Below are 15,398 nucleotides of genomic sequence, written 5' to 3'. Positions count from 1 at the left end.
CCCTATCTTAGGAGCATGTTGGCTGGCCTGTAGTCTACACCGCTGACTCTCTTTGCGAATCTCGTGTCGTACGGCGAATCGAGATTGGCCTCATATTCAATACATTCGCTTCTCGGGTGGAACTTGCTGGTATCTTCCGCGAATGCCAGAGTCGTTGCCCTTCGCTCCCAAGGGTGTTCTACCTCAACAATCTCCCTCGACTTCGATAGAGGGCTCCAAAGCCAAGCCGGTCTGGAAAGCAGTTCGTCATTTAGGAATTCGAAAGTCTTGATCTTGGCATCTCTTATGCCGATTTCGTCGTAGTCGCCGAATGAAGCAGTCTTATTCCAAGAGGCTGGGTCTTCAGGTTCTCCGGCCAGAAGACTCGGGAAGCGGGACACAAGATGAGGCCCGTCGATCAGGATGTCCTGACCGGGGGATACCGATCCTTCCAACCAGATCGAGACCCTTGACGCGGCGATTCGGGCCACGATTTCGTCCGAAGGTGGCTTGTCTTTCCCCTTCAATCCGCTGGCCGACTCGGCGACGAAATTCCTCACCAGAGTTTTTCCGCCTTCGAGTCCTAGAAATTTGGTCAAGTTGACTGGCATTGTCTCGGCCAACTCCTCCATTCCCAAGACTTCGGCGATGGGATTTTCAAGGCCCTCAAGCATAATCTTCGTCTTCACTTCAAAGGACTGCTGAGCGCGTATGAGATTAGGCCAGGACCAAGGCCGGAATTCGGAGTCTTCGCCCCAAAGGCCGGGATTCCCAATTTGTCTGCCACCCACGTTCAGGTCGGCGAAAGACTCCGGATGTCCTCTCAGACTGAGGTCGAAGACGTTCTCTTCGTATTTGCAGAATTGGTTTAGCGCTACGAGCAAGCCACAATTGGAGAAACACCTGGCCAGATAACATAGCTCCTCTCCAGTGGGGACGTCCTCATTCGACAGAGCCTGGAACAAATCGTAATCGACGACGAAAATCGACGCGCCGTCAATCTCCAACCCTTCGAACCTCACACTCTTTCCAACCCTGAGCCTCTTCCTCCTTTCTCTCAATCCATCGAGTTGATTCTTGAATTCCTTAGTCGAAAGCACGTCGACTTGATAGTTTTCCCGCACCGATCTTACGGAATCCATTCGTTCCTTGTACTTACGACTCGCATCGCCGTCGTTGTCATACACAAGAATTCTGTCAGTCATATGATTCGCTCCATCTCAACGCGAAAGCCGTCTTGTATCCTTTGCCTGGTGGAACGAAGCCGACTTGACATCCAAGGTTCGTCGCTATCATTCTTACGATAGTCAGCCCCAATCCCGTCCCGCCGTAGCCGAGAGCCTGCCTCTCCGGGGAGACCTTGACTTCTCGAACGAACGGTTCGAAGAACTTTTCGGCACGGGAAAGGTCCATGCCGACACCCGTGTCCTGCACGAGAACGGTGCGATTGCCGCCTCGAACTTGAGAGCTGAAGTTCACTCTTTTCACCTGTGAGTCGGACGTAGCGTTGAAGGCATTGAATAGCACATTCTGGAAAATGGAACTCCATTCTGCCAGGGATCCCTTGGGCAATAGCAGTTCGCCGTTGAGACCCTCATTGGTGATTCTGGTAGATCGGGCGAAAGATGCTACCTGTGAAGTCACCGCTTCTACCATCCTCCCGAGTCTGTATCGCTCCCTAGATTCCGCGTTTTGAGGGTCCTGCAAGAAGGAGAACAGAGCGTTCGTTGCTTTGGCTCTTGCCACCCATCTGCTCAGCTCCTCTCTCAACTCCGTGATTTCCTTCTGTGTCGATGGATCCTCTACTCTTATCTTATCCAACCGCCTGATGACATTGTCCACTTTCTCGAATTGCTGCCTAAGTTCATGCTGAGTGGCTACGGTAGAAATTCCAGCTGTTGCGAGAGATCCCATGAGTCCGACCCTCTTTGCCATAGTCTCGGCTTCGCTCTCGACTTGCGCAGAAACCTCTCTTAGGTCCTTCTCAATCCGAATGTACTGACTTTCGGTCAGTTCGCTCTTGTACTTGGTGAGGACGTCTTGGATTTTCAAGAACTTGGCAGGCGCGATTTCCTGCCCTTCGGCTGCTTCGGCGAGGTTTCTCTTCGCCTCCTCCATCGAGTAGAAATCGAGGGCCCATCTGACCATGTAGACCAGATTGTTCAAGGCTGGGCCGTCTTGGAACTTGTCTCTCGTTATGACGATGTTCAGGCTTGGTTCCTTGATCGTCTCAACTCTCACAAGGCCAAGGAGGCGAGAATTTGTGGGAAGAAAACTGAGCCCCTCTTGAACCTGCAGTTCGGTAGGCAAGAGCTTCGAGAGCGAAAGCCGATGGGAATGGTCGACCTCTATTCCCAACCAGTCGTTTGAAGATCCTCCATAGTAGGGTAAGTGGAACCCGGCGTCGTAAACGTGAACGCCTCCGAACCTCGAAAGGTAATCGCGAGCCTCCCCAACCTTGATGCCTTGGGGTTGTCGGCGTGTGAGGAGATAGATCTTAACGTCGAACTCACCATTCCTCAGCACGCAATCGGGGATTGTGTATCTAATCACTTTGGGCTCCGATTCACCAGCGAAGGTGAGGGCCAATGTCACCGTCCCATTGTCGTTCTTCCCTTCAACGCGGGCGTGCCAAATATCTTCGATAGCACTAAGCCGCTGCTTGAACGAAGTTTCGATTTCCTTTGCCTGAGATCGGAGAAGTATTCTGAATGTCTCTTTCTCCTGCTCCGGTGTGATAGGGGAAATGGAATAAGGTGGCTGGAGCTGCCAGATCTCGGAAGCCAGGTCTTGGACGCGATCCGGAGTCCAATCCTGCTTCAACTCTGATAGAATCAACGTTGTTCCTTTCGCGAACCCTTCACCTGAGGTCTCAAGTTCATACTCGACGGAGGCTTCCGTCAGCTTGCCAGCTGTAACAGCCTCTTCCCAGGACACCCGCGCGGTCAAGCGGGTCTTCAAATTCTGCTCAGACGTTGTGCGTATCTCCAATTTCTTCGAAAGGAACTGGACAGCAAGCCGCCCTACACCCTTGTATCCAGTCATCGGCCTGCCCAACCTTCTCGATACCCGCTGTTTTCGCTTGTGCGTCGACCCCACTCTCATCCAGAAGTCCTGGAACTCCCCGAAAGTCATCCCCTGCCCGTTGTCGGAAACTACAATAACGCTCTTAGCCAGATCCAAATCAATTCTAATCCAGGTCGCGTCGGCGTCGTAGCTGTTCTTTACCAGCTCAGCAAGGGCGATGAAAGGCTTGCCGATGAGTCGCTCGCCTAATTCGCGAAGCAGAGAGGAATCTACTGTGAATTTTAGCTTCCCAGAAACTAGGGCTTCCTTACCTATTCCAGACTCACTCTTCAAGGCAGGTTTTACCTCGGCTAGTGGTTCTGAGACCGCGTATTAGCCTTAGCCCATGAAATATTCCATGGCGAAGGCATAAGACAACTTCATCGGGGCCGCGTTTCCTATCATTTCCTTCAAAGCCGAACGGTTCGGCGCTGGTGTGAAATCGAAGAAATCAGGAAAGAACTGAAGGCGCGCAGCCTCGTGTGGCGTCAGAGTTCTCTCATGAGAAGGATGTACGAACCTGCCCTGTCCCGGCGACGTGAACCCGCTTGTGATCGTCTGGGCTGGAAGGTCGTAATGCAATCTTCCGTACATCGACCCATACGAATGGTTTCCATTCCTATGGCACCTCGGGCGCTTCGAATCAGGCAGGTCGTACTCGCCATTCCGATGCAAGTACCTAATTCGACCCCTGTTCTCCGGCGAAAGTTCTGAAGGAGTATCGAAGCTAGAAGATGGGCACTTGGACTCCAAATCCGCGATTGCCCACTTCACCGTGCGAGGATTCTTCACTTTGTACTTGGAGATCACCCTCGGAATTGATGGTGACGCATTGAGCGACGCTACGACCACATGACGTCTCCGGTGTTGGGGGAGGCCCATTTCTGCTAGATCGATCGTACCGCTGTCCACATGATATCCTTGCTCGCGTAGAGTGGCAGTTGTAAGCTCCACGACGTCGATGTCTCCATTAACTACATCAGGGATGTTCTCAAATAGGAGGTTCGTCGGTTGAGCCAGCTCCGCCAATCTAGTCGCACGCAGGTACAGGCGGTTTCTGCGGTCCCTTCCCCTCGTGTAGTTGTTCAAGGGACAGAAACCTTGGCACGGACTTCCCGAAAGCAAAGTCCAAATCGGACCGACATATCGAATGAAACGCTTCTCTCTTTCAGTAGGCCGCGAATTGAGTTCACCGTCCAGCATCGCCGTCAAGTCCTGTGCCACAACCTCGGCCTGTGGAAAGTTGTGAGCGTACACTCTGAGTGGTCGAGTGTCGACATCAACTGCCAAGGGTTTGAGACCATGATGATGTCTTCGAGCCGCCTCCCAGACCCCGAGGGTGAGGGACCCGACCCCAGAGAAAAGGTCCACCGTCCGTAATTTGCGGGGGAAATCGTCATTCAGCCGTCGTTTGAGCCTCAAATAGGCCCAATCGTCGAATCGAATCCCCTTCTCGCAGTCGTAGTCACTTTCTTCCCCTGTTTGGAGGAGAACGGGTCTCACGGTTGGTATCTCCGCTTCACGACATCACCTATTGCTCTAATCAGATCCTTCTCAAGACCCGACCGGTCGGCAAGGCTGCATTCCCATACGACAATTGGAGTAAGGCCCAACGCCTTCGTCAGTTTGAGATTCTTGGCGTCGCGCCGACGGTTCTCCTTTAGCTTCTTCGACCAATATGAGCGATTCGACTTTGGCATGCTCCCTCTCGAACAGCCTCGATGATAGTGCCAGAAACACCCATTGACGAACACAACCCACCCGTCTTCTGAACTCGAAATGTCTGGACTGCCTGGCAAGTCACGTTCGCCTACTCTATACGCGATGCCACAATTGTCGAGAACCTCACGAACCACGAGTTCCGGTGTAGTCCCGGAGTGTCTTACCTTGGACATCAGAATGGAACGCGCCTTCGGCGTTCGGAGTCGTACCGGTGGCATGGACGGAAGAGGTGTTCTTTCATGCCTCGAGTTAAGTGTTGCCGCAGCCTCCTCTCTTCGTTTCGAGCTGTCGTGAGGAGCCCCTCACCTCATCGACGAACATTACAGCCTACTGAGACGGGTCAGACGATCGCTTTCTGAAGCGGTCGTGGACTTCCTTCGCCGTCTGACCCGTGTGATTCCCGTGGCTATAAAGAATCATCAGGTTCTCGAGTCTCCGCATCAACTCTAGCACGCTAGCACCTGCCTCAACGATGGCGTTCGAGGAACGTCCCGGTTCTGCCATCTGCTATCCAACACTTGACTAATTCCAGATAGACGAAACAGTGAACCGCCTGTTGGACAACCCGATATCTTGCCAAATTTCCAATTACTTGTCGAGACTTATTTGGGAGGAATTGAACCGATCCTTCATGTCATGGGACATGATGCGAGGTGAGGGTAGTTTTCGTGAATCGAGCCCTTCCATATGGGAGTGCTTGAGGCAAGGCCAACAAGTTGAGTGAACAGTCGACCGTTTCTCCGGAGGAGGAACATCTGGGCAAGGCCAGCGACCTCATTCCTGCATGGAGAATGCAACTCCTCAAGATGATTGCAGCCATGGATGAAGAGAAGAGTGAGCGGGCTGACGAGTAACCAAGGGAAGGTTGACGAGACGTTTGGGACTCCAGACGCCTTCCAAGTAGCCGAAAAAGGAGAAGTTAGGCAATCGGGGCGAACGAAAAGCGCAACCACGGTTGTCCCTATTAGGACAACAACCCAACCCCAGTTACGCATTTCAGGATATCCAAGTATCACTGACCCCGATTTTGGGATGTCGAAATGGAAGGAACGCCTCGGCATTACAATCAACGACCTCGGAAACGGCCACAAACGATGGAAGAGCAAGTACGTCAGTGTGAACAGACTCCTGGAGCGACTGGAGATGTATCGGTCCGACAGCGAAGCTTCGAAGGAGCACATCTGTGGGACGGTCTGCAGGTTATGTAGTAGAACCGGCATGGACCCAGACCAACTTGTTGAAAGGCCTGAAGATGAAGTCAAGGCCGCCCTCCTCGAGTTCAGAAAGGAGCTCAACGACTTAGGCGGAAGACCGCGGTCCGCGAATCAACCCACAATCTGGTTGAAAACATTCTTCGCTGCCAATGGAATGGTGCTGGACATCCCCAGTCTTTCCGTTCCCTCCCGTTCGAGGACCAGGGACGAGTACGTCCCCACCGTGGAGGAGTTGCTCCGCATGGCGGATGCCTGGCCTCGCCGCTCCCGGAACCGGGCAATGGTGCTCTTTCTTGGGCTCGCAGGCCCGCGGAATTCCACGTTCCGGGCTCTCAGATATGGCGACATCAGGGATGAGTTCGAACGAGGTGTACGGACGCTAATGATACCAATCCGCGAGAAGATGAAGCAGTATGTGCCCTGTGCCGCGAAGGGTCGATTGGAGTACGAGACTTTCGCACTGTCGATTGTCACAGAAGTTCTCAGGGAGTATCTCGAAGACCGAGTCGCCGCGTTCGGCCCAATCCAAGACGAAGACCCACTGTTCTCATCTCAGTGGACTCGAATAAAGGACCGTCGACGGAGGAACAGGGCTACCATGAGCCGAGGAGAGGTTCAGCATGTCGTGAAGGAATCGGCGAGACGGGCTGGCCTCAGCAGATGGAAGGCGGTTCATCCGCACAGTCTCAGGCATACCTTCACGATGTTCTTGGCGAACCAGCCAAGCGACTTCAGCCTCGATCCCGCCTATCAATTCTACTTTGCAGGGCACAAGCTCCCGGGGTCACAGGACTCATACTTCGACCGCAATCCCGAGCATCTCAGGATTGTGTTCGAGCGCTTGGAAGGAAGCTTGGACCCAGAGGCGAGGCTTGTCAGGCGTCTTGCCGCAGAGCTGGGGGTAAACCTCGAAGTCGAGAGATCTAGGCAAATCTCAGAATTAGGCCGGGACCCCTCATCTTCCGAACAGAAGAAACATCTTCGAAAGGTCATCAGCGATAAGAGGAAAGGGATCGTGCGAGAACGCAAGTTCATCAAGCGCGCAGAGCTGAATTCTTACTTGTTTGACGGCTGGGAGCCAGTGTTTGAGCTCGGAGACGGTGGCCTCGTCGTCAGTCGGCCCAATTTGGACTGACGACCCAGAATTCACTCATCCGGAGTACTTCTTCGCATATTCCAGGATGAGTTGTTCCGGGTCCAGATCGGTTCCTTCGAACGCCCTCGCCACAGCCATCCTCAAGACGGCGAACTTGTCCGTGATGAGGATACGCCCGAAATTCAACTTCGAATACTGAATTCGCATCCATTCCGTCTTGCTTCTGTCAAAGTAGTTGTCTTGTGACCTGGGCAGGACGTGTCCCATGAATACTTCCTGCACCTTGACTTCCATGTTGCTTCCGTCGAGGAGTTGCGTGTGTAGAATCGTCTCGTACGACTTCCGCAGGCAGTGAGGGTACACGGAGTGCCACTCGGCAAGGCCGGCTTTTCTCGCCGCTCCCTTGACTACGACCTGGAGTTCCCCTGCGGACATGACTTTCCACTGCCTTTCCTCTTTCGGAACCTGGTTGTACAGGGAGGCGAACAGCGGCTCCTCTCCTTTGACTTCGCCGTTCTTCCGAATTCTCTCGCCCAAGTAGAGCCTCAAAGCGACAGTTGCTTCATCGCAAGTGAAAGAGTAGTACTCTATCGACCCCTTGCACCCATTCGGGACCACCTTCTTCATGCCTAGATAGCAAGGAAGTCGAATGTTCGGGATTCCCCTCTCAATTTCCTTTATCACGTCCTGGACGAGAAGGGCTCTCACGGTAGAATTCCTGAACCCGCTGCTGAACATCGTAAGGACAAGCGCCCTATTTCGAAGGGACCCCGCAGAATCCGCCATCCTGTACACCTCTCCTTTCGTGGGAACATATTCTGGTCTGACTCTGAGCCTTCGGGGGACGTGGTATCGTTCGAGTTCCAGGGCCCGGAAATGCTTGTACCCATTGCATCCGAAGAAGGCGCTCAGGCTGATTATCCCGGCGTTTGCGTACGTTGGGGAAGATTGGTTCATGGAGTCAGTATGCCCTTGGACCACTCTCTCGGCAACCGTCCTGTTCAGGCGCACTAGTTCTTCGGGCCGTTTGCCCGTCGCCTCACAGAGAGAGTAGACATGCCAGAGGTAGTTCCGTCTGGTAGCTTCGCTCCTGCTCTTCCGGGCCAGATGGGCAAGTAGCCTGTCGACAGGACGAGATGTACTGTGCCAGCCCTCGACGCCAAGCTTTTTAATGAAATCAGGCTCTGGAGGTCTAGGCCGACTGGGCATATCTTGGACAACATTAGTTCTAGTGGATGACATTCGAAGGGTGGGCTCCATCAAGTTTCCCCCGAGCCGGCTACCGAGATGATTCGCTGGCTCCATTTCTTTGGTCGGGTCACGACAGTCGGATCTATCTCGCAGCAATCCTTACGACAGGGCTCGATGTAGAAGGAGGTCCCCCTCCTCAGTGCTCGACACCCACAAGCCCATTCGATTCTGAACTCCAGCAGATCCCAACCGAACTTGTGAGCCGTTTCCAATATCGACTCCAGGAGTTTCTCTCGTTGCAAGTACTCCGCCTCGCTCCTTCGCACCGTCGGCATACCCATGGAGATACCTATGATAATGGGTATATATCTCTGACGGTATGCCCATACCTATATAGCTCTGGTCTGAAACTATTGCCGTGACTCCCGGCTCAAAGTCGAAGGTTTCACGAGCCAACCCGAGGACCACTTCTCTACAAAGCGTGATCCCCAAAGGCATTGTTGAACAACTGGAAATCAAGCCGGGGGACTATCTGGACTGGGACCTCAGATCATCAAACGGTGACAAGCACGTGATTGTTCGAAAAACCAAGAAGCCCTAGGTGGCTTCCAAAGTGATGTGGTTGACTCAAGCGTCGTTCTTGACGGCAAGCGCTTACAGGTGAAGACGAAGGCATCCCATCAACATCCATCCTCCAGAGTGGTTGCTGCGTGCCCCAAAGATCGACACCCCATTTTTCGGAGGGGGATTCCAATCATTCCTATCGTCTCCGCTTTTCGAGTGCATCTTTGACCGCAAGTTTGAACTCCGGATCCAGGAACAACTGGTTCATGATTTCATCCGTTCGCTTCTGCTTTTCCTGAACTTGAGTTTGGACGGCCTCAGCCCTTCCTAGGCGGTCCGAAAGCACTTTCACCTGTTCTTGCAGCTGAGAATTCTGAGTGGAAAGAGCGGCCACCAAGTCGCTGGCGGAATGTTCTTGCTGGACCGAGGTCATAAGGGTTAGATCCCCTACCGCCCGCAAGTAGTCGGCCAATAACTCCTTCTCTGAGGGCCTGTAATAGTTCTCGGCTAGCCCGACGTCGTGGCCCATGAGCATTTCGACGTGAAGGCTCTTCATGTGTCTCTCACAAACTGACTTGTAGAACTTCCTGAGCCCGTGAGTGGCTTGGAATTCGTGTCTCCTCTTCCCCACTTCCAGAGGCTTCCACAGGCCTGTCGCCTTTAGAGAGTCCTCTAGCATCCTCTTAACGCCGGAGCTCTTCAGAGGCAGGGGCATGTGAGGCTCTCCTTTCCCTCCTCTGTCAGGGACGAACAGGTCTCTGATCAGCGGCGAATCTCTGCTGATCCTCTCTCCGCATGACTCCCTGTACTTGACGTAGTCGAGGTCTGCCGCGTAGGCCTCGGGAGTGATGAAAGTAAAGTATGCGTCCGGCGTGCCAACGTACACTTGGACCTTCGCAGCCACTGTCCTTCCGTCCTGCTCGATCGGCGTCACATGACCCCACTTCAGATAGTCCCACGCACCGTTCCTTAGTCCGCCAGAGGACGCAGTTAGCACGACGGCCTTAATTCGGCGATCAGGGTAGGCGAGTATCGCCTTTAGTTCTTCGACGCTGGGAGCCCTGTCGTCCCCGTACCTTCTCCCCTTCGGGATGCCTCTCGTGATCTTCTTCCAGTTGAGAAGGATGTCATTCATATCGCAGAAAAGTTTGATCGGCTTGTAGAACTGGGGAACGGTGCTCTCGGAAATCTCCCCTTTCTCCGCCCTTACCTTCTGGTATCGCATGTAGTCGGCGATGGATGCGGCAGCCCACTGAGGGTCCCGTTTGGCCCTTGGTGCGAAGGCGTTGGCCTTATCCCTCAGCGTCGCGCCCGAGATTTTGACGTACTTGAAGAAGATATCGAGCCTCTTTTCGTACCTATCCTTCGTGATCGGAGACCTGATAGCGTCGAAGAACTCTGTCAAGGCATCGACGACTAGGGTGGCCACGTCGGGGGGGATATATGGGGTCCTATTTTAGAACCTGAATAGGTGCGGGCCCGGAGGGATTCGAACCCTCGATCTCTGGTTGCCGTAAACTCCAGCTTCGCAGGCTTACGTGACACATCGCTTGACGCCCTAATCCGTGCTAGGCTACGGGCCCATCTCAGCCTCCTAAGATGTCAGTATTAACGATAGGGGCCAAGACTGCCCGATTATTGCTCGGTATGTTCTTGCCAAGTCACTGCACCTTGTCGAACCCACGAATACACAGTGCCGTACGGAATAGTCACATTGCGGTTTCGATACAGGCGTGCTCGTATTTCGTTGGGGCCGAGGCCTAACTCCTCGAGTTCAAACGCCATCTTCCTAAGCTCACCTCTCCATGGGGTCCACTTTCGACCTTTGATCATTGCTCGAAGCTTCTCATTCCTCTCTCGTACGTTGATTATCCCCAACACCGCCAGGAAGTCGGATGCATTGACTCCAAATCTCAGTCGCTGCATTTTGGAAATGACCGGGCGTCCCTTGATGCAAGTGGTCCCACCAATTTGCCCGCAAGGTAGAATCTTTCCTACTCTCATCTCCAGCGTGAGGCAAAGGGAACGATCAAATTCGAGGACGGCTCGATGGTCTTCCGCGCCGCACATGTACACGACGTAATCTCCGACGCTGGACTCGCTGTCGAATCTACCTTGAAGGTATTTCTTCGGAAAGCGGCTTGCAATCCTTTGCAGATCCGAGAGGCTTTGCGCCTGCCATCACCTCACAAAATCCGCACAAAGGTATCTTACGAGGAAGTATCCGTCTTTCTTAGGACCTTGGATAACAACTGGGTTTCGACCTAATGTTTGGGCGAAATTCTTCCGGAAGGTGTCGGCGAATCTGTGAGATTTCACGTGTAGGTCCACATAGTATCTTGTGGTAGGATTAGCTCGCCCACCCTTCGGGCTCTCGGTCGACGTGAAGACAGACCCATCTCCTTTGAGGAGCACGCCGATCGAATAGGAGAATGATTCGAGTCTGGTCAAGGGCCAGTCGGGATCAAGCCCTTCCAATGACAAGGGTGCGCCCCAGCGCGTCGCGGCTATGGCCGTGTGAGAATCAAACGAAGAGTGCCTATAACAACCAAGGCCCAATGAACGAACGAAACCCTATTCGATTCCCCTGTCCGCGCTACGCCACGGATCCGACCTGCCTCTATTAATCGCGATAGTTATGCGTTCTATGAAGGGAATACCGAATTCGGATTCCATTCCCCGGGCACTTGTCGAACTCGGCGGGCGCGGGAATCAAGCACTGAGAGCCTTCAGAAGCGAATCGCTGACTACCTGGGGCCCGGCGTCCATGACGTAGGGGCCCAGCCGTGGGCCCCGGTCAGACCCTAGGAGTACCGAATAGACAACGGGGAAGAACTCGCGCGGCGTCAGCCCGTTCCTCTTGAGCGCCTCGAATGCTGCGTTCTGAACCTGGTCCGGGTCGCTCAGCTTCGATATCGCGACGGCGAATTCCTTGACCGCATTCCTCGCCTTCGGACTCAACTTGATAGGCGGTGCAGGGGGCTTGCCCTCTCGCGCCGCCCACTTCGAAGCCCATGCGATCCTGGTTGTGAGCTCAGCCGTCGTCGCTTTCACCATGCCGTAATCCTTCAGGCGCTTGACGATGAAATCCTCCACCGCGTTCCGCGGGGCCACCGAAGCGAGCTGGGCGAGGAGCCGATAGGGGACGTGGACCCCGCCGGCCCTCGGCACTCTGAGCAGCGTGGTGTACTCGTAGAGCCCCCTCTGCTTCGCGTCCTTCATCGGGTTCTGGTCCCGTTTCTTGGAGAAGTACTGCTCCTCAAGGTCGTCGAAGTCCTCCATGTAGACTGGGATGTCCTCGAGAGATACGTTCCTGGTGCCTATGATGCGCTTGTACATGAGCAACCTAAGGCTTTCAGGGGAGGCGTATTCCAGCCACTCGCTGGGAGTTACCAAGTTCCCGACAGATTTCGATATTTTCCTGCCGGACTTGTCCTGGAAGAGCTCGTAGCGGGCGTGGAACGGCGGGTGGTACTTCAGCACGTGCTCGGAGACCCAGTCGTTGATCTTCACCGAATCGGTCAGCTCCTTACCGTAAGCCTCGAACCTGATGTCGAATGCAGCCCACCTTGCTGCGAACTCCACCTTCCACATCAGCTTCCCGTTGCCATCGGAGATCTTGGCGTCGCCTTCATGGCCGCATCCCTTCACAGATTTGTCCCCGAGCTTCGTGCCCACGCATTTGTAGTGGACCGTATCCTTCTTTGGGCTGAAGGATAGAGACTGAGTCACATAGATCCTGTCGCACTCTTTGCAGACTGGGGTGTAGGGGAGGCTCTCCTCGTACTTCGACTGCCCCACCTCCTCGTTGATCTTCTTGCCTATCGACTTTGCATGGGCCAAAATCTTCCTGATCTGTTCGTTCAGGAGTCCAGACTTGTAGGCCTCGGCCCCGCTCTGGAACCTGTACTCGATTCCGAGCTTATCCAGCGAGTCGCGCAGGAGGAACCCCACGTGCTCCGCGTAGGACCCGTGGCAGTCGAACGGGTCTGGTATCCTCGATACGGGGTGCGCGATGTAATCCTTGAGCCAGGCTGGGAACCCCGCAGGAACTTTCCTTAGACCGTCGAAATCGTCCGAATAGGCGATGAGCTCTGACTTGTAGCCGGCTGTTTCGAGGGCGAGTTTCACCCCGTAGCTTCTGACGGCGTCCCCCACACTCCCGATGTGGGGCAATCCTGAAGCTCCAAGGCCGCTCTCGACCCTGACGAGCGAAAGCTTCCTCCCCAACTCCTTCTCCCTGGAGACCGTGTCGTGGGCGACCTTGTCGAGCCAGGTGCCTCTCCCTATGACCTTGGCTTGCTCCAATCTGGTAAGGCTTGCAACGAGCGTGTAATTATCGATTGTGCGAAGCGGCTTCGTCTAGCGGTAGTAGGGCGCCATGACCTTCTCCATGGGCTTGCCATCTCTTGACGACCTAACCTTCTTGGTCGCCTCTGCGAAGTCTTCCATCTCGACTATGGCTTCCTCTACGTGCTTCTTCGCGTCTTCCGGCTTCGGGTACTTCGAGATGAACTCCTGGAGGACGATGGAGACTGCGTTGTTCGCCAGCTGTGCCAGGTCCGCTCCGCTGAGGCCTTCCGTCATGTCGACGATCCTGTCGACATCGACGTCCTTGGCCGTCGGCACTCCTTTCAGGTTGATCTTCAGTATCTCCCTTCTCGCATCCTTGTCAGGCAGCGGAATCAGAATCAGCTTGTCGAACCTCCCCGCCCTCAGGAGCGCCGAATCGACAATGTCTATCCTGTTGGTCGCCGCGAGGACGACTACTCCGTTCAGGCTCTGGACACCGTCCAGCTCCGTCAGCAGTTGGCTGACCACCCGCTCCGTCACCATGCTGTCCCCTCCCATGCCACGGGTCGGGGCGAGGGCGTCCACTTCGTCGAAGAATATAACGCAGGGCGATGCCTGCCTCGCGCGCCTGAAGATCTCCCTGATCCCTCGCTCCGATTCGCCCACCCATTTGCTGAGGAGCTCGGGCCCTCTGACGCTGATGAAGTTCGCCTCGCTCTCAGTCGCGACCGCCTTTGCGAGCAGTGTCTTGCCGGTCCCCGAAGGCCCGTAGAGCATGATACCCTTCGGCATCGTGTACCCTATCTTGTCGTAAAGGTCAGCGTACTTCAGGGGCCACTCGACGGCTTCCTGCAGTTCCTTCTTCACATTCGCCAACCCTCCTATGTCCGACCACTTGACGTCAGGGGTCTCCAGGTAGACTTCGCGCATCGCCGAGGGCATCACGTCCTTCAGGGCGTCCTCGAAGTCCTGCATCGTCACTATGAGCTTGTCAAGGGTTTCAGGACTGAGCCTGTCCTCTTCCAGCTGGATGTCAGGCAGGTTCCTGCGGAGCGTCTTCATGGCCGCCTCTTTGCAGAGGTACTCGAGGTCGGCTCCCACGAACCCGTGGGTGACGGCCGCTAGCTTCTCGATGTCGACCAGCTTCTCCTCCGTGTTTCCGTGCTTCTCCTCGGCCTGGGCCAGGGGCATGTGCCTCGAGTGGATGAGCAGGATCTCCAGCCGGCCTTTCTTGTCGGGGACCCTTATCTCGATCTCCCTGTCGAACCTTCCTGGCCTGCGCAGCGCAGGGTCGATGGCATTGGGCCTGTTGGTGGCCGCGATCACAATCACCTTTCCTCTTGCTTCGAGGCCATCCATGAGTGATAGGAGCTGGCTTACCACCCGCCTCTCCACTTCGCCGGTGACCTCCTCTCTCTTGGGCGCGATGGAATCAATCTCGTCGATGAAAATGATTGTGGGCGACTTCTCCTTGGCTTCCTTGAATATCTCCCTAAGACGCGCTTCGCTCTCGCCGTAGAACTTGGACATGATCTCGGGTCCACTTATCGGGATGAAATGCGCGTTGCTCTCCGTCGCGACCGCCTTTGCGAGCAAGGTCTTGCCTGTGCCCGGAGGACCGTAGAGAAGAATGCCCTTGGGCGCCTCGACCCCCAGCTTTTCGAAGATTTCAGGATGGCGCAGCGGGAGCTCAATCATCTCTCTTACCTTCTGGATCTCGTCCTTCAGGCCCCCGATGTCCTCGTAGGTCACCTGAGGAACTCCTCTGAGCGCTTCTCCTTTTTCTGAGATGACGAAGACGGTCCTCTGGGTGATGAGCGCGGCTTCAGCGACCGGGCTGACCCCGATGACCTGGAAGGTGAGCCTTCCTCCGAAGTATGGTATCATTATGTTGTCCCCCTTCGTGACCGGCACGCTTTCCAGCGCATCCGCGAGATACCTCTCGTCTATGGGGGGTACCGCCTCCAGAGGCGCGACGACCACCTTTTCGGCGGGCGGTGCCTTGACCTTCTTCACCACGACCACGTCGCCGATGGCGACGCCTGCGTTGTTCCTAATCAGACCGTCAACCCTCACGATCCCCCTGCCTTCGTCCGAGGGATACAGAGGCAGGCATTTTGCCACGGTCCGCCTTTTTCCCTTGATTTCTATGACGTCCCCAGTAGATGCGTCCAGGGCGTCCATGGCGTCGTAGTCAATCCTAGCGACTCCCCTTCCTACGTCGCGGGTGTAAGCTTCAAGAACTTTCAACTGGACCTGCTGTTGGCTCACTC

Annotated in this window: 9 protein-coding genes and 1 tRNA gene; 2 read left to right on the top strand and 8 right to left on the bottom strand. The window is 54.9% G+C overall.

Translation table 11 applies throughout. The features are described 5' to 3' along the window. Window positions 1-2: 2 nt before the first annotated feature. The 3 genes from OK438_04380 to OK438_04370 are packed head-to-tail and all read right to left on the bottom strand — an operon-like array spanning window position 3 to window position 4,416. The gene (locus OK438_04380) at window positions 3-1,184 is read right to left on the bottom strand and encodes a hypothetical protein (protein ID MDA4124672.1); all 1,182 of its coding nucleotides are present in this window, start codon (window positions 1,182-1,184) and stop codon (window positions 3-5) included. Then, entirely contained in the window at window positions 1,177-3,339 is a 2,163-nt protein-coding gene (locus OK438_04375; protein MDA4124671.1) for an ATP-binding protein, read from the bottom strand. The genes OK438_04380 and OK438_04375 overlap by 8 nt, the downstream gene beginning before the upstream one ends. Before the next feature lie 45 nt (window positions 3,340-3,384). Beyond that, on the bottom strand, window positions 3,385-4,416 hold the full coding sequence (locus OK438_04370; protein MDA4124670.1) for a DNA cytosine methyltransferase: 1,032 nt from the start codon (window positions 4,414-4,416) through the stop codon (window positions 3,385-3,387). Between the two features lie 1,067 nt (window positions 4,417-5,483). On the opposite strand from OK438_04370, the gene OK438_04365 reads away from it, so the two are divergent. Together OK438_04365 and OK438_04360 are read left to right on the top strand one after the other, a co-directional pair. Continuing rightward, on the top strand, window positions 5,484-5,621 hold the full coding sequence (locus OK438_04365) for a hypothetical protein (protein ID MDA4124669.1): 138 nt from the start codon (window positions 5,484-5,486) through the stop codon (window positions 5,619-5,621). Between the two features lie 178 nt (window positions 5,622-5,799). Next, window positions 5,800-7,116: a site-specific integrase gene (locus OK438_04360; GenBank protein MDA4124668.1), complete on the top strand. Its 1,317-nt coding sequence runs from the start codon at window positions 5,800-5,802 to the stop codon at window positions 7,114-7,116. A gap of 15 nt (window positions 7,117-7,131) precedes the next feature. Here the strand turns inward: OK438_04360 and OK438_04355 are convergent, their stop codons facing one another. The 5 genes from OK438_04355 to OK438_04335 all read right to left on the bottom strand — a co-directional run bounded on the left by OK438_04355 (window position 7,132) and on the right by OK438_04335 (window position 15,396). Next, window positions 7,132-8,034, bottom strand: coding sequence for a site-specific integrase (locus tag OK438_04355; GenBank protein ID MDA4124667.1), 903 nt, complete (start codon window positions 8,032-8,034; stop codon window positions 7,132-7,134). Between the two features lie 994 nt (window positions 8,035-9,028). Then, on the bottom strand, window positions 9,029-10,261 hold the full coding sequence (locus tag OK438_04350) for a hypothetical protein (protein ID MDA4124666.1): 1,233 nt from the start codon (window positions 10,259-10,261) through the stop codon (window positions 9,029-9,031). Window positions 10,262-10,306: 45 nt separating this feature from the next. Beyond that, window positions 10,307-10,415, bottom strand: a tRNA-Arg gene (locus OK438_04345). A gap of 1,129 nt (window positions 10,416-11,544) precedes the next feature. Next, on the bottom strand, window positions 11,545-13,140 hold the full coding sequence (lysS, locus tag OK438_04340; GenBank protein ID MDA4124665.1) for a lysine--tRNA ligase: 1,596 nt from the start codon (window positions 13,138-13,140) through the stop codon (window positions 11,545-11,547). A gap of 54 nt (window positions 13,141-13,194) precedes the next feature. Continuing rightward, window positions 13,195-15,396: a CDC48 family AAA ATPase gene (locus OK438_04335; protein ID MDA4124664.1), complete on the bottom strand. Its 2,202-nt coding sequence runs from the start codon at window positions 15,394-15,396 to the stop codon at window positions 13,195-13,197. Window positions 15,397-15,398 lie beyond the last annotated feature (2 nt).

This window comes from Nitrososphaerota archaeon, from assembly GCA_027887005.1.
GTDB lineage: Archaea > Thermoproteota > Nitrososphaeria > Nitrososphaerales > Gagatemarchaeaceae > UBA183.
The sequence above is the reverse complement of the archived record's forward strand: the minus strand, read 5'-3'. Positions and strand labels throughout refer to the sequence as shown.